This is a genomic window from Nocardioides sp. CF8, from assembly GCF_000389985.1.
Lineage (GTDB): Bacteria > Actinomycetota > Actinomycetes > Propionibacteriales > Nocardioidaceae > Nocardioides > Nocardioides allogilvus.
Genome location: NZ_CM001852.1, coordinates 2,592,006 through 2,616,722, shown reverse-complemented (window position 1 = coordinate 2,616,722; position 24,717 = coordinate 2,592,006). Strand labels below are relative to the sequence as shown.

The following is a 24,717-nucleotide window of genomic DNA, read 5'->3' as shown; positions in this document are numbered from 1 at the left end:
GCCCACAAGGAGGCCCCTTCCAATGGCACGCAGCACTCGCAAGTCCCTCGCCGGAAGCGCTGCTGCGGCGGCCAAGAAGGTGATCGGTCGACGCGGCGCGGCCACGACCACGGACACCGTCGCCAGTACGTCGAAGGCGCCGGCGAAGAAGGCTGCGCCGGCTGCGAAGAAGGCGCCGGCGAAGAAGGCTGCTCCGGCTGCGAAGAAGGCGCCGGCGAAGAAGGCTGCGCCCGCTGCGAAGAAGGCACCGGCGAAGAAGGCCGCTCCGGCTGCGAAGAAGGCACCGGCGAAGAAGACCGCGCCCGCTGCCAAGAAGGCCCCCGCCGCGAAGGCGCCGGCGAAGACCGTGGCGAAAAAGGTGGCACCCGCCAAGGCGGTGGCGACCGCGCCCGTGGCCAAGAAGGCGCCTGCCAAGACGGCCAAGAAGTCGGCCCCTGCTGCGAAGAAGACCGCCCCGAGGAAGGCGCCCATCTCGTCGCTGGCGGTCAAGGACGGCGAGGACGCCTGGACCAAGACGGACGTCAAGGAAGTGCTCGCCGAGCTGCACTTCCAGCGCGACAAGCTCGTCCACCTGATCGAGGACGCCGAGCACGACCTTCAGGGCCTGATGCGCGACGCCGGTGACGGTGCCGGGCACGACCAGGCCGACATGGGCGCGACCAGCTTCGAGCGCGACCACGAGCTGACGGTCGTCAACAACGAGCGCGACATGGTGGCCCAGATCGACCGCGCCCTGGGGCGCATCCACGACGGCACCTACGGCGTGTGTGAGTCGTGCGGTCAGCCGATCGGGAAGATGCGGCTCATGGCTTTCCCGCGTGCCACACTGTGCATGTCATGCAAGCAGCGCGAGGAGCGTCGCTGAATCCCAGCGACACGGGTCCGGTCTCCGGTGACTCCCGACGTCGCAGCACCTGGTGGCTCTTCGCAGTCGTCGGCGCGGTTGCCTACGTCCTGGACGTCGGCACCAAGCAGTGGGCGCTGACCGCGCTGGCCGACCGTGACATCAGCGTCGTGGGCGACCTGCTCGTCCTCCACCTCACGCACAATCCCGGTGCGGCGTTCAGCACCGGCACCGAGTTCACCGTGGTGCTCAGCTGTCTGGCGATCGTGGCGGTGTCCGTCGTCCTGGTGCTGAGCCTGCGGCTCGCCAGCCCGTTGTGGGCCGTGGGCCTCGGGCTGCTGCTCGGCGGCGTCGGCGGCAACCTCACCGACCGGATCGTGCGTGAGCCCGGCGTCCTGCGCGGCCACGTCATCGACTGGTTGATGCTGCCCCACTGGCCGGTCTTCAACATCGCGGACATGTGCATCGTCGGTGCTGCGGGCGTCATTATCATCCAGAGCATGCGCGGCGTGACCCTGCGCGGTGAGCGCATCCCCCCCACCACAGACTCGAGCAAGACATGACCAGCAGCTATGCCGACCACCGGACCGTGCTCGTGCCGGAGGGTCTCGCCGGGGAACGCGTCGACGCCGCCATGGCCCGGATGTTCGGGCTGTCGCGCACCAAGGCGGCCGACCTCATCTCCCAGGGCCTCGTGCAGGTCGACTCGGCCGCCGTCGGCAAGAGCGACCGGGTGCACGCCGGTGCCATGCTGGACGTGACGATCCCCGTTGAGAACGACCCGCTGGAGGTCCGCGCCGAGATCGTCGAGGGGATCAAGATCATCCACGACGACGACGCCATCGTGGTGATCGACAAGCCCGTCGGGGTCGCTGTCCACCCGTCTCCCGGCTGGTCCGGCCCGACCGTGGTCGGCCACCTCGCCGGTGCTGGCTTCCGGATCTCCACCTCCGGTGCCAAGGAGCGCGAGGGCATCGTCCAGCGCCTCGACGTCGGCACCTCGGGCGTGATGGTGATCGCGAAGTCCGAGCACTCCTACTCCGTGCTCAAGAACGCCTTCCGCCACCGCACGGTCGACAAGACGTACCACGCGCTCGTGCAGGGCCACCCCGACCCGCTGAGCGGCACGATCGACGCACCCATCGCGCGGCACCCGAAGTTCGACTACAAGTTCGCGGTCATGGCCGACGGCCGGCACAGCGTCACCCACTACGAGACGCTCGAGGCACACCGCTTCGCCTCGCTGCTGGAGATCCACCTCGAGACCGGCCGCACCCACCAGATCCGGGTGCACATGGCCGCGCTCAAGCACCCCTGCGTCGGCGACATCACCTACGGCGCCGACCCCACGCTGACCAAGCGCGTCGGCCTCGAGCGTCAGTGGCTGCACGCCCTGAAGCTCGGGTTCGAGCACCCGGACAGCGGCGACTACGTCGAGTACGAGTCGACGTACCCCGATGACCTTGCCCACGCGCTCGAGGTCATCCGAGATGAGCACTGACGCAGCTCTCAGGCTCGCCACGGAGGCGGACCTCCCGACGGTCGCGGAGGTCTACCTCGCGGCCCGGGCCGTGGCTGCGATGCCCCCGGGCATCCATCCGCCCGACGACGTGCGCTCCTGGGTCCGCACGTGGGACCTCACCGAGCGCGAGGTCTGGGTCGCGGAGCACGGCGGAGCCGTCGTCGGCTTCGCCAACCTGACTCCCACCTGGCTCGACGGCCTGTACGTCGACCCGGGTGCCCAGCGAGGGGGCATCGGCTCGACCCTTGTCGAGCTGGCCAAGTCCGTGCGCCCGGACGGCTTCGGGCTGTGGGTCTTCGAGGTCAATGAGCCGGCCCGGGCGTTCTACCGCCGGCACGGCTTCGTGGAGCTCGAGCGCACCGACGGCTCGGCCAACGAGGAGCACGCGCCGGACCTCAAGCTGGTGTGGCCGGGGGCGGACCCGCTGGCCCACTACCGGTCGCTGATCGACGACGTCGACCTCGTCCTCGGTGACGTCCTGGCCCGCCGGGCAGCCCTGACCCGGGTCGTCCGCGACCACAAGCGCACGGTCTCGTCGGTCGAGGACCCGGCCCGGGACGCCGAGCGCGAGCTCGAGATCGTCGACCGGGTGGCCGCGATCGTGCCCGAGCTCGGCCCCGAGCGGGTCGCGCGGATCATGCACGCGATCATCAGTGAGTCGCTGGACGCGTCGCGATGAGCGTCCTCCTGCACCTCAACGGGGCGCCGGGGGTGGGGAAGTCGACGATCGCGGAGCGGCTGGTCGCGACGCGCCCCGGTTGGCTCAACTGCGACATCGACTTCCTGCGCGCTCTCATGGGCGGGTGGCGCGACGACTACGTCGGTGCCGGCGCCCGGATCCGCCCACTGGCCAGGGAGCTGATGGCCGCCCAGCTCGCCACGGGTCGAGGTGTCGTCCTGCCGCAGCTGATCATGGAGGACCGTGAGCTGTCCCAGTTCAGGTCACTGGCCACGGTGTGCGGCGTCCCCTACGTGCACGTCTACATCGAGGCCCCCGACGAGGAGCTGGCGATGCGGTGGCAGCGTCGCTCCGACAAGCAGTGGGTCTCCGCGTCCCAGCGCATCCTGCGCTCGCTGGGCGGCACCGAGGCGGTCCTGATGGCCGGTGCGCTCGCCCGCGAGCTCGCGGTCGTCGACCGGGCGGTGTTCGTGCGGTCGGACCGGGGTCGCATCGACGTGGCCGTCGACCAGATCGACAACCTCGTGTCCTAGATTGCTCGCCATGCAGCTGGACGGGGAAATGGCCGAGCGCTACCGCGACTTCGCGGCGTACGCCGAGGGGGATTCGGACTGCTTCGTCGACTGGGCCCTCGGCGTGGCCGAGGACGCCGAGATCCACGGCTGGCTGGCCGAGCTGCCGCGCCTCAAGCAGCAACCCAACCTGGTCTTCGCCGCGGCGCGGCTGCACGGCGCGGCGGCGCCGAGCCCCTACGCCGAGCTGAGGCGGACCCTGCTCGAGCACGAGACGGCGATCAAGGAGACCATCCGCGAGCGCGCCACCCAGACCAACGAGGTCGGCCGGCTCGCCACGCTGGTGCCGGTGTTCGCGCAGGTCGCGGAGCAGTCCGGTCCCTTGAGCCTGGTCGAGGTCGGTGCCAGCGCCGGGCTCTGCCTGTTCCCCGACCGCTACGACTACGCGTGGCCACCGCTGGGCGCGCTGACCGGCAGTGGTGGACCGACCCTGCGCGCCGACGCGAGCGGCGACGTCCCGCTCCCGCGCAGCCACCCGGAGGTCGCCTGGCGGGGCGGGGCGGACCTCAACCCCCTCGACGTACGCGACGACGAGGCGATGGCGTGGTTGCGCACCCTCGTGTGGCCCGAGCAGCAGGAGCGGCGCGAGCGGCTCGAGCAGGCGGTCCGGATCGCAGCCGAGGACCCGCCCGAGATCATCCGGGGCGACCTCTTCGAGGCGCTGCCCGGCCTGGTGGCCGAGGCGGGCAGGCACGGGACGCCCGTCGTGTTCCACAGCGCGGTGATCGCCTACCTCGAGGTGGGGGAGCGAGCGCGCTTCCACGACCTGATGACGGGGCTCGTGGCCGACGGGACGTGCCGGTGGGTGAGCAACGAGGCCCCGCACGTCCTGCCCCTGGTCCGTGGCGATCTCGAGGTGCCCGTGGGCCGGTTCGTGCTGGGGCTGGACGGTCGTGCGGTGGCCCTGACGCACGGTCACGGGCACGCGATCGACTGGCTCTGAGCGCTCCGCGAACGGCACCGAGTGTCCTGTCGGTGGGCCCTGACAGACTGACGTAGGCTGGCGCCCTTCCCCCTCAGACGCGTCGGTGACCCACTCGATTGCGGCATTCCTGCGACCCCCCGGAAGGTGTGGAAGACCCCCTCATGTCGGCCGGCTCAGGAGACAACTTCGCGCACCTGCACGTCCACACCGAATACTCGATGCTGGACGGCGCGGCCCGGCTGAAGGACCTCGCCGAGCGCACCGCCGAGCTCGGCATGCCGGCGGTGGCGATGACCGACCACGGCAACGTGTTCGGCGCCTACGAGTTCTACCGCCAGTGCAAGGCCGCCGGGGTCAAGCCGATCATCGGCATGGAGGCCTACTTCACGCCCAACATCAGCCGGTTCGAGCGCAAGCGGGTCAACTTCTACAAGGGCGGTCCCGACGACGTCTCCAGCCGTGGTGCCTACACCCACATGACGCTGCTGAGCGAGACCACCGAGGGGATGCACAACCTCTTCCGGCTCTCGACGGGCGCCTGGCGCGACGGCTTCTTCCAGCACCCGCGCGCCGACCGCGAGCTGCTCTCGCAGCACAGCGCCGGCATCATCGGCACGACCGGCTGCCCCAGTGGTGAGATCCAGGTCCACCTGCGCCACGACAACTACGCCGCGGCCCGCCAGACCGCCGCGGACTACCAGGAGATCCTGGGGCGCGACAACTACTTCATGGAGCTGATGGACCACGGCCTCGACATCGAGCGTCGGGTCCGCGAGGGGCTGCTGAAGCTCGCCAAGGACCTGCAGATCCCGCTCCTGGCCACCAACGACTCCCACTACGTCCGCCAGGAGGACGCGAAGTCCCAGGAGCACCTGCTCTGCATCAACTCCGGCTCCACGATGGACATCCCGGCCGGCGACGGTCCCGGCCAGCGGTTCGCGTTCTCCGGCGACGGCTACTACATCAAGTCGCCCGCCGAGATGCGTTCGCTGTGGGTCGACAAGTACGACCTCCGCGAGGCCTGCGACAACACGCTGTGGATCGCCGAGCGCTGCGACGTGGCCTTCACCGAGGGCAGCGGCACCTTCATGCCGAAGTTCCCCTGCCCCGAGGGGGAGAACGAGGACTCCTGGCTGGTCAAGGAGGTCGAGCGCGGCCTGCACGTCCGCTACCCCGCCGGCATCCCGGACGCCGTGCGCAAGCAGGCCGACTTCGAGGTCGGCGTCATCACCAGCATGGGCTTCCCCGGCTACTTCCTCGTCGTGGCCGACTTCATCAACTGGGCCAAGAACAACGGCATCCGCGTCGGCCCCGGCCGCGGCTCGGGTGCGGGCTCGATGGTCGCCTACGCCATGCGCATCACCGACCTCGACCCGTTGGTGCACGGCCTGATCTTCGAGCGGTTCCTCAACCCCGACCGCGTCTCGATGCCCGACTTCGACATCGACTTCGACGAGCGCCGTCGAGGCGAGGTCATCCGCTACGTCACCGAGAAGTACGGCGACGAGCGCGTCTCCTACATCGTCACCTACGGCACCATCAAGGCCAAGCAGGCCGTCAAGGACTCCTCGCGCATCCTCGGCTACCCGTTCGCGATGGGCGACCGGATCACCAAGGCGATGCCGGCCGCGGTCATGGGCAAGGACGTGCCGCTGCAGGAGATCTTCAACTCCGAGCACAAGCGCTACGGCGAGGGCGGCGAGTTCCGCGCGCTCTACGAGTCAGACAACGATGTCAAGAAGGTCGTCGACACCGCAGTCGGCATCGAGGGCCTCAAGCGGCAGTGGGGCGTGCACGCGGCCGGCGTGATCATGTCCAGCGAGCCGCTCCTCGACATCATCCCCATGCTCAAGCGCCCCTCCGACGGCGCGATGATCACCCAGTTCGACTACCCGACGTGTGAGTCGCTGGGCCTGATCAAGATGGACTTCCTCGGGCTGCGCAACCTCACGGTGCTCGACGACGCGGTGAAGAACATCGCCGTCAACCGGGGCGAGGAGGTCGTGCTCGAGGACCTCGAGCTGACCGACGAGGCGACGTACAAGCTCCTCCAGCGCGGCGACACGCTCGGCGTCTTCCAGCTCGACGGTGGCCCGATGCGGGCGCTGCTGCGCTCGATGCGACCCGACACCTTCGAGGACATCTCGGCCGTGGGCGCGCTCTACCGCCCCGGCCCGATGGGCGCCGACTCGCACAACAAATATGCCCGCCGCAAGACCGGCCGTGAGCCGGTCGAGGCGCTGCACCCCGAGCTGGCCGAGGCCCTCGAGGACGTGCTGGGCGAGACCTACGGCCTGATCGTCTATCAGGAGCAGGTCATGGCCATCGCCCAGAAGCTCGCGGGCTACACGCTGGGACAGGCCGACATCCTGCGCCGCGCGATGGGCAAGAAGAAGAAGGAGGAGCTGGACAAGCAGTTCGCCGGCTTCTCCGCGGGCATGACCGAGCGCGGCTACAGCCACGCCGCGATCAAGGCCCTGTGGGACACGCTGCTGCCCTTCTCCGACTACGCCTTCAACAAGGCCCACTCCGCGGCCTACGGCCTGGTGTCCTACTGGACCGCCTACCTCAAGGCCAACTACCCGGCCGAATACATGGCGGCGCTGCTGACCTCGACGCGCGACGACAAGGACAAGTCCGCGATCTACCTCAACGAGTGCCGCCGGATGAAGATCCAGGTGCTGCCGCCCGACGTCAACGAGTCGCACGCCAACTTCACCCCGGTCGGCAACGACATCCGCTTCGGCCTGACCGCGATCCGCAACGTCGGCGTCAACGTCGTCGAGGGCATCGTCACGGGGCGCCAGGAGGCGCGCTACGCCGACTTCAACGACTTCATGGCCAAGGTGCCGGTCCACGTCTGCAACAAGCGCGTCATCGAGTCGCTGATCAAGGCCGGCGCGTTCGACGAGATGAAGCACAAGCGCCGGGCCCTCGTCACGATCCACGAGATGGCCGTGGACCAGTACATCGACATCAAGAAGAACGAGGCGATCGGCCAGGACTCGCTGTTCGGCGGCCTCGACGAGGCCGACGGCGGGTTCGGCGTCAACGTCGCGATCCCGGAGATCGACGACTGGGACAAGATGACGCTGCTGGGGCACGAGCGCGAGATGTTGGGCCTCTACGTCTCCGACCACCCGCTGCTCGGTCTCGAGCACGTCCTGCAGACCGGCACCGACTGCACCATCGGTCAGCTGATGCTCGACGAGGACCGCCCGCACGGCTCGACGCTGACGATCAGCGGCCTGGTGACGAGCGTCCAGCGCAAGATCACCAAGAAGGGCGACTCCTGGGCGACCGTGACCCTTGAGGACCTCGACGGCGCGATCGAGGTGCTGCTGTTCCCGAGCGCCTACCAGCTCGCCTCCACCCACCTGGTCGAGGACGCGATCATCCGGGTCAAGGGCCAGCTCTCCCGGGACAAGGACCAGCCCGAGCTCCGGGCCCAGGAAGTCAGCGTGCCCGACCTGTCCGACGGTCCGTCGGGCCCGGTCACGGTCAACCTGCCCCAGACGCGGATCAACCCGGGCGTGGTCGACAGCCTCAAGGACGTGCTCGCCACCCACCCCGGCGTGACCGAGGTGCTGCTCAACGTCCGCATGCGCGACAAGACGATCGTGCTCAAGGTCGGCGACCACCACCGCGTGACTCCTTCGCCGGCCCTGTTCGCCGACCTCAAGCAGCTGCTCGGCCCGGGGTGCCTGTCGGGATGAGCCTGCGCAGTGGTGCGGCCGTCCAGGCGGTCGTCTTCGTGGCCGTGTTCGCGCTCTCCGGCGCGCTGGCAGGCGTGCTCTGGGAAGCCCTGTGGGACGCCCCCGACGGCGTCGCCTACCAGGACCAGTGGTTCCTCGAGCCCGCCGGACCCGACCACGCCTTCTCCGGGACGGGTTGGTACGTCGTGGTGGCGGTGCTCGCCGGCGCGGTGACCGCCTTCGCGCTGGCCTGGTGGTGGCCCCGGCACGCGCTGGTGGGCTTCGGTGCGATCGTCGTGGGCTCGGTGCTGGCCGCGTGGGTGATGTTCCAGGTCGGGCACGCCCTGGGCCCGCCCGACCCGCGAGTCCTGGCGGTGGGCGAGGACGACCTCACCCCCATCCCCAGTGACCTCACGCTTGCCGGGGCCAGCGCCTATGCGGCGTTCCCGATCGGCGCGATGCTCGCCTGCGTCTACATATTCCTGGTCGCGGCCGGTCGAGACACCGGACACCGGGCTTCGGCAGTGGGGACCGGGTCCGCTCGGTAGGCTGCGGCCCTCACGCATCCAGCGTTTTTCGACGGGGGTTCTCATGTCCAACACCACTCCACCAGGCTCCGGCGGCCCGGAATTCCTCGAGTCGTCCGCGGGCGCTCCGGTCGCCGGCGATCCGGCTGGTTCCAGCGACAGCCGCAAGCGCCTGCTGGCCCTCGGTGGCCTCGTCGGCGTCCTCGCGGTGGGTGGCGGCGCGGTGTGGGCTGCGTCCTCCTTCCTCGGCACCGGATCACAGCCGGCCGAGGCCATGCCGGCCAGCACCCTCGGTTACGTCAGCATCGACCTCGACCCGAGCGGCGCGCAGAAGATCGAGGCGATCAAGACCCTGCGCAAGTTCCCCATGTTCCGGGACCGCATCGGCCTGGAGACCGACGACGACCTGCGTGAGCGGCTCGTCGAGGAGATCGTGAAGTCGGGGGAGTGCGAGGGTCTCGACTACGCCGAGGACGTCGAGCCCTGGCTCGGCGACCGGGCAGCGATGGGCGCCGCCGACCTCGGCGGCGACACCCCGGCGCCGATCCTCGTGGTCCAGGTCAAGGACGCAGGCAAGGCCGAGGACGGTCTCGACCACCTCTTCGAGGTGTGTGGCGGTGACGCGGAGGAGTCGGAGGACGCCGGCGGCTACGTCATCTCCGGCGACTGGATCGTGATCGGCAAGAACGAGGCCGAGGCCCAGCAGGTCGTCGACGCCACCGAGCAGGGCTCGCTGGCCGACGACGATGACTTCCAGCAGTGGACCGGCGAGGCGGGTGAGCCCGGGATCGTGAGCATGTATGCCGCCCCCGAGGCCGGCGAGTTCCTCGGCCGCTACCTCGCCGACATGGGTGCCATGGGCGGCATGCTCGGTGGGCCCTCGCTCGACATGAACGAGTTCGACCCTGGCACCGGCGAGCTCGAGCCGCCCACGCCGGGCGAGTCGCCGAGCGTCCCCCCGGAGGTCCAGGAGGCGCTGGCGGACTTTCAGGGCGCTGCCGCCACCATGCGCTTCGACGACGGCTCCTTCGAGGTCGAGGTCGCCGGCAACGCCGGCATGACCAGCGCCACGCTGCTCGCGGCCGAGGACGGCGCCGACGGCATCGCCGACCTGCCCGAGGACACCATCGCGGCCTTCGGCATGGGCTTCACCGACGGCTGGTTCCAGACGGTCCTCGACCAGATGGCCGCCACGAGCGGCGAGTCGCCCGACGAGTTCGTGACGATGCTCTCGGAGGAGACCGGGCTCGACCTGCCCGAGGACGCCGAGAGGCTGCTTGGCGAGGCCGTCACCATCTCGCTCGGTGGTGACTTCGATCCCGAGGCCTTCTTCAACGGTGGCCCGGCCGAGCTCCCCGTCGGCGTCACGATCGAGGGGGACCCGGCCGAGATCGAGTCGGTGCTGGACAAGCTTCGTCCGCAGCTGGGTGAGGAGGCCTCGCTCCTCGAGGCCGAGAGCGACGACGACTCGGTCACCATCAGTCCCAACGCCGACTACCGCGCCACCCTCCTGGAGGACGGCGGCCTCGGCGACTCGGCGGCCTACACGTCGGTCGTCGAGGGCGCCGACGACGCGAGCGTCGTGCTGTTCGTCAACTTCGATGCCGGCAACTGGCTCTCCGACCTCGCCGGCGACGACCCGACCGCCGCGGAGAACGCGGAGCCGCTGTCGGCTTTCGGCATCACCGGCTGGATGGACGGCGACACGTCGCACACGATCATGCGGCTCACCACCGACTGATCGCGGAGCCAGCCCTACCGCCCGACCCGGTCCGTGACCGCCTCGGTGGTCGCGACCAGGTCGGACGGAGCCAGCTCCAGGTCGAGGCCGCGACGTCCGCCCGAGACGAAGATCGTGCCGTGCTCGAGCGCGGACTCGTCGAGCACGGTCCGGTGACGCTTCTTCTGCCCAACAGGGGAGATGCCGCCGGCGACGTAGCCCGTGGCGCGCTCGGCCGCGCCCACCTCGGCCATCACTGCCTTGCTGCCGCCGAGGGACCGCGCCAGCGCCTTGAGGTCGAGCTGCCCGGCGACGGGCACGATCGCGACCACGAGCTCGCCGTCGAGGACTGCCAGCAGGGTCTTGAACACGCGGGCCGGCTCCACGCCGAGCGCCGCGGCGGCCTCCAGGCCGTACGACGCGGCGCGCGGGTCGTGGTCGTAGGCGTGCAGCTCGAACCCGACGCCGGCCGCGGTCAGCGCCAGCGTCGCCGGGGTGCCGCCCGCCGGGCGCTTCTTCTTCGCCATCGCGATCGCCTCAGTTGGGGGACCAGGCGGTGCGCGCGACGTCGGTCGCCGGCAGCGACGGGATGACGTTGATGGCGCGCAGCTCCTCGCGCAGCAACGAGGTCACCAGCTCCAGCCGGGCCTCCGGGCTCTCCGCCTCCAGCAGCGACTGCCGCTCGGCCATCGGCAGCGGGGCGAGCGCGGCCAGGGTCCAGGAGAGATAGCCGGGATCGCTCGGGAGGCTGCCGGAGAAGGTTGTGCCCTGCATGTCGCTGACGGCCGCGCGATAGGCGGTGAAGGTGGCGCGGGCCCGGTCGTGGAGCTCCCGGCTGCCCTCGATCGGCTGGTCGGGGGACTCGGTGACCTCGCCGTTGGCGAACTCGCCGGACGTCTCCAGGCCGCCGAGGACGATCCGGTCGCGGCCGGTCGCGATGATCTCGAAGGTGCCGTCCTCGTTGCTCTCGACGTCGGTCAGCTGCATCCGCACACCGACGCGGTAGAGCGACTGGGCCCCGTGGTCGCCGACCTCGTAGCCCTCCCGGATGGCGACCGTGCCGAAGACGCGCTCGGCGGGGTCGTCGATGCTGAGCAGGTGGTGCACCAGGGCGCGGTAGCGGTCCTCGAACACGTGCAGCGGGACGGAGACGCCGGGGAACAGCACCGTGTTGAGCGGGAACATCGGCAGCGTCTGCATCACGCTCAACAACCTAACGGGTCGGCGGTCCCTGTCCACCGACCGTCGAGAAGGTCCGGTTGCGCGCGGCGACTCCCTAGAATCGATCCATGATCCGCCGCATTGACCTCAGGGGCACCCAGCGGGGCACCGTCGACCACAGCGCCGTGCTGCCGCGCGCCGACTTCGACGTGGAAGCCGCGACCCATCAGGTGCGGCCCACCCTGGAGGCCGTGCGCACCCGCGGCGAGGAGGCCGTGGTCGAGCTCACCGAGCGCTTCGACGGAGTGCGCCTCACCGACCTCGCGGTGCCGGCCGCTGCCCTGGAGCAGGCGCTGGCGGGACTCGACCCGAAGGTCCGTGCCGCGCTGGACGAGTCGATCCGGCGACTGCGCCAGACCTGCGTGGCGGACCTCGAGGAGGACACCGTCATCGAGGTCGCGCCCGGCGCCGTCGTGACGCACCGGTCCGTCCCCGTGGACCGCGTCGGCCTCTACGTCCCCGGCGGCACCGCACCCCTCGTCTCGACGGTCGTGATGAACGTCGTGCCCGCCCAGGTCGCCGGCGTCGGCTCGATCGCGCTGTCCGCGCCGCCGACCAAGGCCACCGGCCTGCCGGACCCGTCCATCCTGGCCGCCTGCGCGCTCCTCGGTGTCGAGGAGGTCTACGCCGTCGGCGGCGCCCAGGCGATCGCGATGTTCGCCTACGGCGCCGGCCCGTGCCGCCCGGTCGACATGGTGATCGGCCCCGGCAACCTCTACGTCACCGCTGCGAAGCGACTGCTGCGCGGCGTGGTCGGCATCGACTCCGAGGCCGGCCCGAGCGAGATCGCGATCCTCGCCGACGACACCGCCGAGGCTGCCTATGTCGCCGCCGACCTCATCACCGAGGCCGAGCACGGCGGGACCTCCGCGTCGGTGCTGGTGACCGACTCGGTCGCGCTGGCCGACGACGTCGAGGCCGAGCTGACCAAGCAGGTCGCCGTGACCCGTCACGGCGAGCGGATCGGCGAGGCGCTGGCCGGTCAGCAGTCCGCCATCGTGCTGGTCGACGACATCGACCACGGCCTCGAGGTCGCCAACGCCTATGCCTGCGAGCACCTCGAGATCCACACCCGTGACGCTCGGGCCGTGGCGGCGAGGGTCCGCAACGCCGGTGCTGTCTTCGTGGGCCCCTGGTCGCCGGTCGCGGTGGGGGACTACTGCGCAGGCTCCAACCACGTGCTGCCCACGGGCGGCTGCGCCTGCCACTCCTCGGGGCTGAGCGTGCGCTCGTTCCTCAAGCAGATGCACGTCGTCGACTACACCCGCGAGGCCCTCGCGGAGGTGGCCGGTCACGTCGTGGCGCTGGCCGAGGCGGAGGACCTGCCCGGTCACGGTGCCGGCGTGAGCGCGCGGTTCGCCCGATGACCTTTCCTCCGATCCGGGAGGAGCTGCGCGGCATCGAGCCCTATGGCGCCCCGCAGCTCGACGTGCCCGTGCAGCTCAACGTCAACGAGAACCCCTACGGCCCCTCACCCGAGGCGGTGGCCGACATCGCGGCAGCCGTCGCGGGTGCCGCGGCCACGCTCAACCGCTACCCCGACCGCGAGTTCACTGCCCTGCGCGAGGGGTTGGCGGCGTACCTCAACACGTCGGGCGGGAGCGGCATCACGCCCGAGATGGTGTGGGCGGCCAACGGGTCCAACGAGGTGATGCTGCAGATCCTGCAGGCCTTCGGCGGCCCGGGGCGCACGGCGCTGAGCTTCGCCCCGACCTACTCGATGTATCCCGAATACGCGCGCGACGCGATGACCGAGTGGGTCGTCGGCCACCGCGCCGAGGACTTCTCCCTCGACCTCGACGCCGCCCGTGGGCTGATCCTCGAGAAGCAGCCGTCCGTCGTGCTGCTGCCGTCGCCCAACAACCCGACCGGCACGGCGCTGCCGCCCGAGGCGGTCTCGATGCTCTGCGAGGCAGCCGGTGACGGGATCGTCGTCGTCGACGAGGCGTACGGCGAGTTCCGCCGCTCGGGCACGCCGAGCGCGCTCGAGCTGCTGTCGAAGCACCGCAACCTCGTGGTCAGCCGGACGATGAGCAAGGCCTTCGCGCTGGCCGGTGCCCGGCTCGGCTACCTCGCTGCGGACCCGGCGATCTGCGACGCGATCCGGGTCGTGCGCCTGCCCTACCACCTCTCCGCCGTCACCCAGGCGACCGCGTCGGCCGCCCTGCGGCACGCGCCGGAGCTGCTGGGCAACGTCGCCGAGCTGCGCGCCGAGCGGGACCGCACGGTGGAGTGGTTGGGCGAGCAGGGATTCGTGGTCGCGGACAGCGACGCGAACTTCGTGCTGTTCGGGATGTTCGCCGACCGGCACGCCGTCTGGCAGGGTCTGCTGGAGCACGGCGTGCTGATCCGGGAGACCGGGCCTGACGGCTGGCTGCGGGTGTCGATCGGGACTGCCGACGAGATGACCGCGTTCAAGGACGCACTGACTGTTGTTGTGAAGACCGAGCCGATGAGGGACCAGACATGAGCCGTACTGCCAGCGTCGAGCGGGCGACCAAGGAGTCACAGATCAAGGTCGAGCTCGACCTCGACGGCACCGGTCGCTCCGACATCACCACCAACGTCGGGTTCTACGACCACATGCTCACCGCCTTCGCGCGGCACTCGCTCATCGACCTCAAGGTGCACGCCAACGGCGACACCCACATCGACGCCCACCACACCGTCGAGGACACCGCGATCGTGCTCGGCCAGGCGCTGCGCCAGGCCCTGGGCGACAAGGCCGGCATCCGCCGCTTCGGCGACGCGACCGTGCCGCTCGACGAGGCGCTCGTGCAGGCTGTCGTCGACGTCTCCGGTCGGCCCTACTGCGTGCACACCGGTGAGCCCGAGGGCCAGATCTATGTCGCGATCGGCGGCAACGACGTCAACGGCGCCGCCTACCAGGGCTCCTTGACGCGTCACGTCTTCGAGACCATCTCCTTCCACGCCCACCTCGCGCTGCACGTCCGCGTGCTGGCCGGTCGCGACCCGCACCACCTGGTCGAGGCGCAGTTCAAGGCGTTCGCGCGCGCGTTCCGCGACGCGATCGCCTTCGACCCGCGTGAGCAGGGCGTCCCGTCGACCAAGGGCACCCTCTGAGCACCCAGGCCCCGGTCGTCGTCGTCCTCGACTACGGCTCCGGCAACATCCGGTCGGTCGTCCGCGCGGCCGAGCGGGCCGGCGCCACCGTCGTGCTGACCGACGACTTCCAGACCGCGCTCGACGCCGACGGGCTGATCGTCCCCGGCGTCGGTGCCTATGCCGCGTGCATGGAGGGCCTGCGGGCCGTCAAGGGGGACCGCATCATCGGTCGCCGCCTCGCCGGCGGCCGGCCGGTGCTCGGCATCTGCGTCGGCATGCAGATCCTCTTCGCGCGCGGTGTCGAGCACGGCGTCGAGACCGAGGGCTGCGACGAGTGGCCCGGCACCGTCTCGCGCCTCGAGGCCCCCGTCGTCCCGCACATGGGCTGGAACACCGTCTCGGTGCCGGACGGCTCCGCGCTGTTCGCCGGCGTCGAGGACGATCGCTTCTACTTCGTGCACTCCTACGCCGCCCGCAGCTGGGACCTCGTCACCAACGACCGTACCTCCGCGCCGCTCGTGACATGGGCCGAGCACGGCGGCGACCGGTTCGTCGCCGCCGTCGAGAACGGACCGCTCTCGGCCACCCAGTTCCACCCCGAGAAGTCCGGGGACGCGGGCGCCCGGCTGCTGCACAACTGGATCCAGTCGCTGTGAGGCCGGCGCTCCGGGCGGCTGTGCCCCGGGGCTGCTCTCCTGCGTAAGGGCGTTGCCCCGGGACACCCACCACCTCGGCTGCGCCTGCAGCCGCGCCCCCGTCGGATGGTCAGGCGCTGATCGCTGTCCTGTCCTGGTCGCCGTCGAGGGCGACCTCGATCTTGCGGGGCTTGGCCCGTTCCGCGATCGGCACGACGAGGCGCAGCACCCCGTCGCCGTACGCCGCCTCGATCTGCTCGAGGTCGAGGTTGTCCCCAAGCACGAGCTGGCGGCTGAACAGGCCGCGCGGGCGCTCGGAAGCGAGGGACTCCCAGTCGCCGTTGGGGGCGACCCGTTCGGCGCGGACCGTCAGCACGTTGCGCTCGACGTCGAGGTCGATGCTGTCGCGGGCGACACCGGGCAGGTCGAACTCGATGACGAAGCGGTCGCCTTCGCGCCACGCGTCCATCGGCATCACTGCCGGTCGGCTGGTGGTGCCGAGGACCTGCTGGGCCAGCCGGTCGAGGTCACGGAAGGGATCGGTCGTACGAAGCAACATCACTACCTCCTGGCTCTGTTTCTCCGAGCCCCGCGGCTCGGATCTGAAATGGTTGTTGCAGGTTTTATATACTCATTGTGTGAGCAGAAATCAAGACTCCCAGGTGGCCCGCAGCGAGGGCGTCTTCGCGATCTCCGTGGCGGCGAACATGGTGTCCATGGAGATCGCGAACCTGCGCGTCTACGAGCGTCGAGGACTGGTCCTACCCGACCGCACGGCAGGCGGGTCACGCCTCTACAGCAGCGAGGACATCACCCGGCTGCACCGCATCCGCGAGCTGCTCGCTGCCGGGCTCAACCTGGCCGGAGTGGGTCGCGTCCTGGTCCTCGAGGAGCGGGTGCGGACGCTCGAGGCGCGGCTCGCCGACGAGCAGGGCGAGCCTGTGGCCGACGGCTGACTCCCCATCGGCTCGCAGCGGCTCACATCGAGCTGAGATGGTCGTCGTCGATCAGGCGTTGCACGAGCTGTCAGGTGTGCCGACGAAGACCGGGAGGTCGAAGACGGTCAGGCCATGATCGGCGAGGAGGCTGCCAGTGCGATCTCCGGCTGGACACTGATCCACGCCTCCTTCTCGATGCACCCGTCGGGCCGGAACACCACCCGCAGGTCCACCAGGTGCTCGTTTCCCGGGGCCAGGGCCAGGTCGAGAGGTGCCACTGCTTCGACGGCGTCGCCAGCCGGCACCGCGATGCCGCCGATGTGGGTGACCTCGAAGCTCGATCCTGCCCGCGGGCCGCTGACCGGCACGGTGACATCGCCCAGGTGCACGTCGCGGTCCCCCTGGTTGAGCACCCTGATGGTGAGGGTGCAGGTGAAGTCACGGCGCAGGGGGATGGCCACCCGCTCGAACCCGGTCATCCGGTCCGCCAGCGAGGTCGGCTCGGTGCCGTCGCAGTGTGGAACGCCGGTCACGGCCACCACGCGAAGGGTGGCCCGGTGGCCGGTCCACCAGACAGCGCCCAGGACCACGAGCAGCGTGACGAGACCCCCCGCCACAGCGGCAGGAAGAAGGCGACGTGGGCGGAGACCGTGGTGGGGCACGACGGCATCATGCCGGACGGAGGACGTGGTGCGAGCGCGATCGCCTGCCATGCTGGCGACGTGACCTACTCAGCGCGCCAGATCGTGATGCTCCTATGCGGCTGCGTGGTGCTCGGGATCGGTGTCGGGATGTTCCTGACCGCCGACCTCGGGTCGGACGGCTACTCGACGCTCGTCAACGGCATCGCGATCAGCACCGGCCTGGCCTTCTGGATCGCCAACCTGCTGGTCGGCATCGCGCTCGTCACGATGGCGGCCGCGCGCCGGGTCCGCCCCGGCCTCGGCACCGTGGTCCAGGTCGTGCTGGTGGGGTTGACGGTGACCGCGACGCTGGACGTGCTCAGCACGCCCGACCCGCTGGTGTGGCGGGTGCTGCTGCTGGCCGCGGCCTTCCCCGTGCTCGCGGTCGGGGTGGCGGTCTATCTCGGCAGCCACACGGGCGCCGGACCGGCCGAGGCTGCCGCGCTGGCCTGGGATCCGCCGATCGCCTTCAAGTGGAGCTACAGCGCGGTCCAGGGCGGGGGAGCGCTGGTGGGCTGGCTCCTCGGCGCGACGATCGGACCCGGCACCATCGCCGTGATCGTGCTGCTCGGACCGGCCGTCGACCTGGCGAGCCGGGTCCTGCGCGTCGACGTGCACCAGGATGAGCCGGCCGCGGCCCAGTGAGCCGCGGCCGGACGGATCAGCGCAGCTCGGGCGTCTTCGACCGGCTGGTGAGCGCCTCGGCGGTGCCGACGAGGAGCACGGCGGCGATGATCGCGAACACGGTGCCGAGGAAGTCGAGCTCGGTGATCTTGCCGGTGCCGATCAGGCTGGCGAGGACGCCGCCGATCACGGAGCCCACGACGCCGAGGCCGAGAGTGGCGAGGATGCTGAGGTTCTGCTTGCCGGGCTTGAGCAGCCGCGCCACCGCGCCGATGACGAGGCCGAAGATGAGGAAGCCGAGGATTGCGAACACGTTGACTGCTCCTGGGGTGAATGAGGGACCCGGCTGATCAGCCGGGAGTACTTTCAAGCCTAGCGGGATGGTCCTCGACCGAGGACCCGCCGATGTGCGAGGGAGGGGCGATGTCTGGACCCGACGCGGACGCCTCCCGGATGGACGCCGTCGCCGACGCGCTCGACCTGACGCTGGCTGCCGCCGACGCCGCCCTCGCTGCCGACTATCCCGGCGACCGCGGCTCCCGCCAGCCGGTGCACACCGTCTACGTCCCCGGCGACCGCTACGACGCAGGCACGATCGCAGCGTGGGGCGAGGCAGCGACCACGGCCCTGGCCGAGCACGGGACGGACATCACCGCCCTGGCCGGCCTGCCGCCCGACCTCGGTCGCGAGGTTCGCGCCCGGGTCGTGGCCAAGCTCGCGCGGGAGCCGGTCGAGGACCTGCGCATCGACTTCGAGGACGGGTACGGCGATCGGCTCGACGCGCAGGAGGACGCCGACGTCCTCTCGGCGGCACGTGCGCTCGCCGCCAGTGTGCGAGCGGGCGGCGCGTCGCCGTACAACGGGATCAGGATCAAGTCGTTCGAGGCCCCCACCCGCCGACGCGCCCTGCGCAGCCTCGACCTCTTCGTCGGTGAGCTCGCGGGCGCGGAGGCGCTGACCGACGGCTTCCGCATCACGCTGCCCAAGGTGACGTCCGTCGACCAGGTGGGCGCGATGGGCACGGTGCTGGACGCAGCCGAGGACGCGCACGGGCTGACGGCGGGCTCGCTGCGGTTCGAGGTCCAGGTCGAGACCCCGCAGGCGATCCTCGGTGCCGACGGCACCGCCCTCGTGGCCCGGATGGTGCACGCCGGCGGCACCCGCCTGACGGGCCTGCACTACGGGACCTACGACTACTCCGCCTCGCTGGGCGTCGCGGCCGCCCACCAGAGCATGGAGCACCCCGTCGCCGACCATGCGAAGGACGTCATGCAGGTCGCCGCGGCCGGCACGGGCGTCTTCGTCTCCGACGGCTCCAGCAACCAGCTGCCGGTGGGGGACCGCGCCGCCGTGCGCGCCGCCTGGCAGCTCCACATGCGGCTGGTCGGCAGATCGCTGGCGCGCGGGATCCACCAGGGCTGGGACCTGCACCCGGCCCAGCTGCCGAGCCGGTTCGTGGCGACGTACGCCTTCTACCGTGAGGGCCTGACTGCGGCCGCGGCAAGGCTGCGGACCTATGTCCACGGCGGCGAGTCCGGCTATCTCGACGAGCCGGCCACGGCGGCCGCGCTGGCCGACTTCGTGCTCCGCGGCCTGGAGTGCGGCGCCGTCGACGCGGCCGAGATCGACGACCTGGTCGACATCGATGTCGCGGCCCTGGCGCGCCTGGCCCGGAGGTCCGCCGGATGACCGCGCTGGACCTGGTGATCCGTGCCGAGCGCGTGGTGAGTGCCGCCGGCGAGGTCGGCCGGGTGATCGGCGTCAAGGACGGGACCATCGTGGCCATCGAGCCGCTCGACTCCGACCTCACGGGCTCCGTCGTCGTCGAGCTGGCCGTCGACGAGGTGCTGATGCCCGGACTGGTCGACGCCCACGTGCACGTCAACGAGCCGGGGCGCACCGAGTGGGAGGGCTTCGCGACCGCCACCCGCGCGGCGGCCGCCGGCGGCGTGACGACGATCGTCGACATGCCGCTCAACAGCATCCCGCCGACCTGCGACGTCGCCTCCCTGGACCTCAAGCGCAAAGCCGCGGAGGGACAGTGCTTCGTCGACGTCGGCTTCTGGGGCGGCGCGATCCCGGGCAACGTGGCGGAGCTGAGGCCCTTGTACGACGCTGGCGTGCTCGGTTTCAAGTGCTTCCTGCTGCACTCGGGCGTCGAGGAGTTCCCGCACCTCGACCCAGACCAGCTCGAGGCGGCGATGCGCGAGCTGCGCGCCTTCGACGGGCTGATGATCGTGCATGCCGAGGACACCCACGCGATCGACCACGCGCCGTCCGCCCACGGCGAGACCTACGACGTCTTTCTGCACAGCCGGCCGCGCGGGGCCGAGAACCTCGCGGTCGCCCAGGTGATCGAGCTGGCCCGCTGGACGGGGTGCCGCGTGCACATCCTGCACGTCTCGAGCTCCGACGTGCTGCCGATGCTGGCCTCCGCCCGTCGCGACGGCATCGCCATCACCGCCGAGACCTGCCCGCACTACCTCACCTTCTCCGCCGAGGAGATCCCCGACGGCGCCACCGAGTTCAAGTGCTGCCCGCCGATCCGGGAGGCGGCCAACCGCGAGCTCCTCTGGGAGGGCCTGCGCGACGGTGTGATCGAGATGGTCGTCTCCGACCACTCGCCGGCGACCGCCGACCTCAAGTGCCTCGACACCGGCGACTTCGGGGTCGCCTGGGGCGGCATCTCCTCCCTCCAGGTAGGGCTGTCGGCGATGTGGACGCAGGCCCGTCGGCGCGACTGCACGCTGGTCGACGTCGCACGCTGGATGTGCGAGGCCCCGGCTCGGCACGCCGGCCTTCGTCGCAAGGGCCTGGTCGAGATCGGCTACGACGCCGACTTCGCCGTCTTCGCGCCCGACGACGCCTTCGTCGTCGACGCCGCGCGCCTGCACCACAAGAACGCCTTCACGCCCTACGCCGACCGTCCCCTCGCCGGGGTCGTCCGCAGCACCTGGCTGCGCGGTCGGCGCATCGACACCACCGAGCACGGCCGGCCCTTCGGCCGCCTGCTGACCCGAGGAGGAGCATGACCGGCTACTACGTCCCGCGGGGCGGCCTGCCCGCGCAGAGCGACCTGACCACTGATCGGGCGACCTTCACCGAGGCGTACGCCGTCCTGCCCCGCGGCACGATGCGTGACATCGTCACCAGCGCCCTGCCGTTCTGGGACGACACCCGCCTGTGGGTGCTCGCCCGGCCGCTGTCCGGGTTTGCGGAGACGTTCTCGCAGTACGTCGTCGAGGTCTCGCCCGGCGGTGGCAGCGACCGGCCCGAGCCCGACCCGGGCGCCGAGGGCGTGCTCTTCGTCGTCGACGGCGTGCTCGCGCTGACGATCGAGGACGCTCGCCACGAGCTGGGTCCCGGTGGCTACGCCTTCCTTCCGCCCGGCTGCTCGTGGACGCTGCACAACACGAGTGCGACCACGGCGACGTTCCACTGGATCCGCAAGGCCTACGAAGCGGTCGACGGGATCGAGGTGCCGGACGCCTTCGTGACCGACGAGGTCGCCGTACGACCCGTCGAGATGCCCGGCACCGACGGCGCCTGGACGACACAGCGCTTCGTCGACCCGCTCGACGTGCGCCACGACATGCACGTCAACATCGTCAGCTTCCAGCCCGGCGGGGTGATCCCCTTCCCGGAGACGCACGTGATGGAGCACGGGCTCTACGTGCTCGAGGGCAAGGCGATGTATCTCCTCAACAACGACTGGGTCGAGGTGCAGGAGGGTGACTTCATGTGGCTGCGCGCCTTCTGCCCGCAGGCCTGCTACGCCGGGGGACCCGGACGCTTCCGCTACCTGCTCTACAAGGACGTCAACCGGCACGCCCGGCTGGGGCGCCCGTTCGCCTGACGCGGCTCACGGTCGCAGTCCGAGGCGCTGGCTGAGGCGTACGGCGTCGTGCGGCGCGTGGCCACGCATGTCGTTGTCGAAGTAGACATGGACGTCGCGGCCCGCGCTCGCGCCCGCCCGACAGCGGTCGGCCCAGGTGTCGAGCAGCCGGTCGCTGTAGCGGCTGGCATAGAGCTCGGTGTGGCCGTGCAGCCGCACGTAGTCGAAGCTGCCCGTCGACTCGTCGAGCATCGGCCACTTCCCGGCGCTGTCGGCCACGACGCAGGCGACATCGTGCTCGTCGAGCAGGCCGAGGAAGTCGTCGTCGCGAAAGCTGCGGTGACGGACCTCGAGCGCGTGGCGCAGTGGCCGGCGCGAGGCGGTGAGGTCAGCCGTGTCGAGCTGCCGGTCGTTGCGCCGGGCCAGGACCGTGGCGGCCGCCACCGACCTCGGCAGCTGGCCCAGGAATTCGGCGAGGACGTCCCGGTCGAACTCCACGCGCTCGGGCAGCTGCCACAGGATCGGGCCGAGCTTGTCGCCAAGCAGGGTCACTCCCGAGGCGAAGAAGTTGGCCAGCGACACCTCGACGTCGCGCAGTCGCTTGAAGTGGGTGATGTGGCGCCCGCCCTTCACCGCGAAGAGGAAGCCTGCCGGTGTCGCGTCGTGCCAGCGGCGATAGGACGCCGGCCGCTGCAGCGAGTAGAACGAGCCGTTGAGCTCCATCGTGTTGAGCTGGGTCGCTGCGTAGGCGAGCTGCTTGGTCCGGGGGAGACCCTCGGGGTAGAAGTCGCCGCGCCACGAGTCGTACTGCCAGCCCGAGGTGCCGACCCACACCGAGCCGGTGTCCTCGTCGCTCCCAGGGGGCGGGGTCACTGCCGGGGATCTCAGCTGTGTGACGCCTTCCCGCCCTTGCGGCCGGCCTTCTTCTTCTGCGCCGTCGTGCCGCCCTGCGAGCTGTTGCCGGAGCCGGAGTGGCTCTTCTCCCCGCCGTGCTTGGAGGAGTCCTCGGCGTTGGCGATCTTGGCGGCGCGCTCCTTGGACATGCCCTTGTCCTTGAGGGCTTCGTACTGCTTCTCGTTCTTCACGTTGCTGTCCTTGCTGGGCATGGTCGTCCTTCCTCGAACCGGTGGACCTTCGAGGTACCCCTGAGCTCGGACGGCATGCAGCCCTTGCCACCGAGCCACCCGGCAAGAAATTCTTAGTGCACCTGTCGTATGTGGCGGTCCGCGTTCGTAGGACGGGAGACAGGTTCCCCAGACCCACACCCAGGAGCAAGAAGATGCGCAAGCTCATCGTCACCGCGTTCGTGTCCCTCGACGGAGTCATGGAGGCTCCGGGCGGCGAGCCCGGCTACCGCAACACCGGCTGGACCTTCCAGGACATCGAGTTCGACCCCGCGGCCTACGAGATCAAGGGACGTGAGCAGGACGAGGCCGGCGCCTTGATGATGGGGCGGACGAGCTACGAGGCCTTCGCACCCGTCTGGCCGACCATGACCGAGGACTTCGCCGGCTACAACGCGATGCCGCGCTACGTCGTGTCCACGACCCTGGAGCAGGAGGACCCGCGCTGGCCGGCGACCATCCTGCGCTCGACCGACGACGTGGCGGCGCTCAAGGAGACCGACGGCGACCCGATCATCGTCCACGGCAGCGCCACCCTCGGTCGCAGCCTCGCGGATGCCGGGCTCGTGGACCGCTACCACCTGCTGGTCTTCCCGGTGCTGCTCGGCGCCGGCAAGCGGCTCTTCAGCGACAGCGACAAGGACAAGGACCTGCTCGACGTCGTGGAGTCGGAGAGCTACGCCAATGGGATCACCAAGATCGTGGCGGACGTGCGCCGCTGACCTCGCCATCCGCCATGATGTGGGCGTGAAGTTCCTCGACCACGACGCAGCCCTGATCGTGATGGCCGACAAGATGGCCGAGCTCAAGCCACGGCTGCGGGGGTGGTTGCACGCAGGGTCGATCCCGTTCGTGCTCGCGGCCGGCATCGTGCTGATCGTGCTGTCCCCGACGACGGAGACGAAGGTCGGCTCGGCGGTGTTCATCGCCTCGGCGCTGCTGCTCTTCGGCACCTCGGCCATCTATCACCGCGGCACCTGGCAGCCGGCCGTCTGGGCGCTGCTGCGCCGCCTCGACCACTCCAACATCTTCGTCCTGATCGCCGGCACCTACACCGCGTTCGCAATGCTGCTGCTGGAGGGCGACACCCGGCTCTGGCTGCTCGGCGGTGTCTGGGGCGGTGCGCTGATCGGGGTGCTCTTCCGGGTCTTCTGGACCGGTGCGCCGCGGTGGCTCTACACCCCGATCTACATCGTGCTGGGGTGGTTCGCGGTCTTCTTCATCCCTGACTTCATCGACGGTGCCGAACGGCTGAGCACCCCGGTCGCGGTCGCCACCCTGGTCCTGGTGGCGGCCGGCGGGGTGCTCTACACCCTCGGTGCGGTCATCTACGGGCTGAAGAAGCCCAACCCCAAGCCTGAGTGGTTCGGCTTCCACGAGGTGTTCCACACCTTCACGATCCTGGCGTTCATCGCGCACTACGTCGCCGTCTCGCTCGCGACGTACGCCCTGCGCTGAGGCCGCAGCGCCGACACCCGAATAGCGATCTGCGAATCGGGTACCGGTCGCGCATGACCCACGACAAGATGCTGGACGCCTACCCGCAGGACCTCGGCACGATCGATCGGGACAAGCTCAGCGAGTGCATCGCCGCGTGCTTCGAGTGCGCCCAGGTCTGCACGGCCTGCGCCGACGCCTGCCTGGCCGAGGAGATGGTCGCGCTGCTCACGACGTGCATCCGCACCGACCTCGACTGCGCGGACATCTGCCTGGCCACGGGCAACGCCCTGTCCCGGAACACCGGGCGCAACACCGACCTCACCCGAGCACTCCTGGAGGCCTGCGCGGTCGCGTGCAGGACGTGTGCCGACGAGTGCGCCCAGCACGCCGAGATGCACGAGCACTGCCGCATCTGCGCCGAGGTGTGCCGTCGGTGCGAGGAAGCCTGCCGATCGCTCCTCGCCGCGCTGTGAGCCTGTCGAGCCGTGACCACCCGGTGAGCCCCGACGGCCCCCGGCGACCGGAGGTGCTGCTCCTCGACGTCAACGAGACGTTGTCCGACCTGTCGCCCCTGGGGGCGCGCTTCGAGGACGTCGGCGCGCCGGCCCACCTCGCCGCGACCTGGTTCGCCTCGGTGCTGCGCGACGGCTTCGCGCTGACGTCGGTC

Annotated in this window: 28 protein-coding genes; 21 read left to right on the top strand and 7 right to left on the bottom strand. The window is 70.4% G+C overall.

The genetic code is table 11. The features are described from left to right. Positions 1–22 precede the first annotated feature (22 nt). The 9 genes from CF8_RS21580 to CF8_RS12700 all read left to right on the top strand — a co-directional run bounded on the left by CF8_RS21580 (position 23) and on the right by CF8_RS12700 (position 10,505). Positions 23–865: a TraR/DksA family transcriptional regulator gene (locus CF8_RS21580; protein WP_010833520.1), complete on the top strand. Its 843-nt coding sequence runs from the start codon at positions 23–25 to the stop codon at positions 863–865. Further along, entirely contained in the window at positions 838–1,407 is a 570-nt protein-coding gene (locus tag CF8_RS12735; RefSeq protein WP_010833519.1) for a signal peptidase II, read from the top strand. Before CF8_RS21580 ends, CF8_RS12735 begins: the two co-directional genes overlap by 28 nt. Continuing rightward, entirely contained in the window at positions 1,404–2,345 is a 942-nt protein-coding gene (locus tag CF8_RS12730) for an RluA family pseudouridine synthase (RefSeq protein WP_010833518.1), read from the top strand. Before CF8_RS12735 ends, CF8_RS12730 begins: the two co-directional genes overlap by 4 nt. Next, positions 2,335–3,045, top strand: a complete 711-nt coding sequence (locus CF8_RS21000; protein ID WP_010833517.1) for a GNAT family N-acetyltransferase — start codon at positions 2,335–2,337, stop codon at positions 3,043–3,045. The genes CF8_RS12730 and CF8_RS21000 overlap by 11 nt, the downstream gene beginning before the upstream one ends. Then, complete coding sequence (locus tag CF8_RS20995; protein ID WP_010833516.1) at positions 3,042–3,578, top strand: AAA family ATPase; 537 nt, start codon at positions 3,042–3,044, stop codon at positions 3,576–3,578. Before CF8_RS21000 ends, CF8_RS20995 begins: the two co-directional genes overlap by 4 nt. A gap of 10 nt (positions 3,579–3,588) precedes the next feature. Beyond that, entirely contained in the window at positions 3,589–4,560 is a 972-nt protein-coding gene (locus CF8_RS12715) for a DUF2332 domain-containing protein (protein ID WP_010833515.1), read from the top strand. 143 nt (positions 4,561–4,703) lie between these two features. Next, positions 4,704–8,258, top strand: coding sequence for a DNA polymerase III subunit alpha (dnaE, locus tag CF8_RS12710; protein ID WP_010833514.1), 3,555 nt, complete (start codon positions 4,704–4,706; stop codon positions 8,256–8,258). Continuing rightward, positions 8,255–8,785, top strand: coding sequence for a hypothetical protein (locus CF8_RS12705; protein ID WP_010833513.1), 531 nt, complete (start codon positions 8,255–8,257; stop codon positions 8,783–8,785). The genes dnaE and CF8_RS12705 overlap by 4 nt, the downstream gene beginning before the upstream one ends. Positions 8,786–8,828: 43 nt before the next feature. After that, a complete protein-coding gene (locus CF8_RS12700) occupies positions 8,829–10,505 on the top strand; it encodes a DUF3352 domain-containing protein (protein ID WP_010833512.1) in 1,677 nt (558 codons plus the stop codon). A gap of 14 nt (positions 10,506–10,519) precedes the next feature. Here CF8_RS12700 and ybaK read toward each other — a convergent pair whose 3' ends face one another. Continuing rightward, positions 10,520–11,011 (bottom strand): Cys-tRNA(Pro) deacylase, encoded by a 492-nt coding sequence (gene ybaK, locus CF8_RS12695; protein ID WP_010833511.1) that lies wholly within the window; start codon positions 11,009–11,011, stop codon positions 10,520–10,522. Positions 11,012–11,021: 10 nt separating this feature from the next. Then, the gene (locus tag CF8_RS12690) at positions 11,022–11,684 is read right to left on the bottom strand and encodes an LON peptidase substrate-binding domain-containing protein (RefSeq protein WP_010833510.1); all 663 of its coding nucleotides are present in this window, start codon (positions 11,682–11,684) and stop codon (positions 11,022–11,024) included. 89 nt (positions 11,685–11,773) lie between these two features. Here CF8_RS12690 and hisD point away from each other — a divergent pair, with 89 nt between their 5' ends. The 4 genes from hisD to hisH are packed head-to-tail and all read left to right on the top strand — an operon-like array spanning position 11,774 to position 15,427. Then, positions 11,774–13,072 carry a histidinol dehydrogenase gene (hisD, locus tag CF8_RS12685; protein ID WP_010833509.1) on the top strand — a complete coding sequence of 433 codons (1,299 nt, stop codon included), beginning with the start codon at positions 11,774–11,776 and terminating at the stop codon, positions 13,070–13,072. Beyond that, the gene (locus CF8_RS12680; RefSeq protein ID WP_010833508.1) at positions 13,069–14,175 is read left to right on the top strand and encodes a histidinol-phosphate transaminase; all 1,107 of its coding nucleotides are present in this window, start codon (positions 13,069–13,071) and stop codon (positions 14,173–14,175) included. Before hisD ends, CF8_RS12680 begins: the two co-directional genes overlap by 4 nt. After that, the gene (gene hisB, locus CF8_RS12675) at positions 14,172–14,789 is read left to right on the top strand and encodes an imidazoleglycerol-phosphate dehydratase HisB (RefSeq protein WP_010833507.1); all 618 of its coding nucleotides are present in this window, start codon (positions 14,172–14,174) and stop codon (positions 14,787–14,789) included. Before CF8_RS12680 ends, hisB begins: the two co-directional genes overlap by 4 nt. Beyond that, the gene (gene hisH / locus CF8_RS12670; RefSeq protein WP_036490949.1) at positions 14,786–15,427 is read left to right on the top strand and encodes an imidazole glycerol phosphate synthase subunit HisH; all 642 of its coding nucleotides are present in this window, start codon (positions 14,786–14,788) and stop codon (positions 15,425–15,427) included. Before hisB ends, hisH begins: the two co-directional genes overlap by 4 nt. Positions 15,428–15,536: 109 nt before the next feature. Here hisH and CF8_RS12665 read toward each other — a convergent pair whose 3' ends face one another. Continuing rightward, positions 15,537–15,965, bottom strand: coding sequence for an Hsp20/alpha crystallin family protein (locus tag CF8_RS12665; protein ID WP_010833505.1), 429 nt, complete (start codon positions 15,963–15,965; stop codon positions 15,537–15,539). A gap of 79 nt (positions 15,966–16,044) precedes the next feature. Here CF8_RS12665 and CF8_RS12660 point away from each other — a divergent pair, with 79 nt between their 5' ends. Further along, positions 16,045–16,362 (top strand): MerR family transcriptional regulator, encoded by a 318-nt coding sequence (locus CF8_RS12660; RefSeq protein ID WP_232211505.1) that lies wholly within the window; start codon positions 16,045–16,047, stop codon positions 16,360–16,362. Positions 16,363–16,469: 107 nt separating this feature from the next. Here CF8_RS12660 and CF8_RS12655 read toward each other — a convergent pair whose 3' ends face one another. Beyond that, complete coding sequence (locus tag CF8_RS12655) at positions 16,470–16,877, bottom strand: hypothetical protein (RefSeq protein ID WP_156887222.1); 408 nt, start codon at positions 16,875–16,877, stop codon at positions 16,470–16,472. A gap of 24 nt (positions 16,878–16,901) precedes the next feature. Here CF8_RS12655 and CF8_RS12650 point away from each other — a divergent pair, with 24 nt between their 5' ends. Further along, positions 16,902–17,672, top strand: a complete 771-nt coding sequence (locus tag CF8_RS12650) for a YczE/YyaS/YitT family protein (protein ID WP_156887221.1) — start codon at positions 16,902–16,904, stop codon at positions 17,670–17,672. A gap of 16 nt (positions 17,673–17,688) precedes the next feature. Here CF8_RS12650 and CF8_RS12645 read toward each other — a convergent pair whose 3' ends face one another. Continuing rightward, complete coding sequence (locus CF8_RS12645) at positions 17,689–17,964, bottom strand: GlsB/YeaQ/YmgE family stress response membrane protein (protein WP_010833501.1); 276 nt, start codon at positions 17,962–17,964, stop codon at positions 17,689–17,691. Between the two features lie 110 nt (positions 17,965–18,074). On the opposite strand from CF8_RS12645, the gene CF8_RS12640 reads away from it, so the two are divergent. The 3 genes from CF8_RS12640 to CF8_RS12630 are packed head-to-tail and all read left to right on the top strand — an operon-like array spanning position 18,075 to position 21,507. After that, on the top strand, positions 18,075–19,340 hold the full coding sequence (locus CF8_RS12640) for a DUF6986 family protein (RefSeq protein WP_036490941.1): 1,266 nt from the start codon (positions 18,075–18,077) through the stop codon (positions 19,338–19,340). Then, positions 19,337–20,683 carry an allantoinase AllB gene (allB, locus tag CF8_RS12635; RefSeq protein ID WP_010833499.1) on the top strand — a complete coding sequence of 449 codons (1,347 nt, stop codon included), beginning with the start codon at positions 19,337–19,339 and terminating at the stop codon, positions 20,681–20,683. The genes CF8_RS12640 and allB overlap by 4 nt, the downstream gene beginning before the upstream one ends. Beyond that, positions 20,680–21,507 carry a bifunctional allantoicase/(S)-ureidoglycine aminohydrolase gene (locus CF8_RS12630; RefSeq protein ID WP_010833498.1) on the top strand — a complete coding sequence of 276 codons (828 nt, stop codon included), beginning with the start codon at positions 20,680–20,682 and terminating at the stop codon, positions 21,505–21,507. The genes allB and CF8_RS12630 overlap by 4 nt, the downstream gene beginning before the upstream one ends. Positions 21,508–21,513: 6 nt before the next feature. Here CF8_RS12630 and CF8_RS12625 read toward each other — a convergent pair whose 3' ends face one another. Continuing rightward, positions 21,514–22,359: a DUF72 domain-containing protein gene (locus tag CF8_RS12625; protein ID WP_010833497.1), complete on the bottom strand. Its 846-nt coding sequence runs from the start codon at positions 22,357–22,359 to the stop codon at positions 21,514–21,516. Positions 22,360–22,370: 11 nt separating this feature from the next. After that, a complete protein-coding gene (locus CF8_RS12620; protein WP_036490936.1) occupies positions 22,371–22,592 on the bottom strand; it encodes a DUF7218 family protein in 222 nt (73 codons plus the stop codon). Between the two features lie 173 nt (positions 22,593–22,765). Between CF8_RS12620 and CF8_RS12615 the strand changes: the two genes are divergently transcribed. From CF8_RS12615 to CF8_RS12605, 3 genes are read left to right on the top strand one after another with little or no spacing between them, the layout of a single operon-like run. After that, positions 22,766–23,332, top strand: a complete 567-nt coding sequence (locus CF8_RS12615) for a dihydrofolate reductase family protein (RefSeq protein ID WP_010833496.1) — start codon at positions 22,766–22,768, stop codon at positions 23,330–23,332. 25 nt (positions 23,333–23,357) lie between these two features. Next, a complete protein-coding gene (gene trhA, locus CF8_RS12610; protein WP_232211504.1) occupies positions 23,358–24,068 on the top strand; it encodes a PAQR family membrane homeostasis protein TrhA in 711 nt (236 codons plus the stop codon). 53 nt (positions 24,069–24,121) lie between these two features. After that, complete coding sequence (locus CF8_RS12605) at positions 24,122–24,523, top strand: four-helix bundle copper-binding protein (RefSeq protein WP_010833494.1); 402 nt, start codon at positions 24,122–24,124, stop codon at positions 24,521–24,523. Positions 24,524–24,717 lie beyond the last annotated feature (194 nt).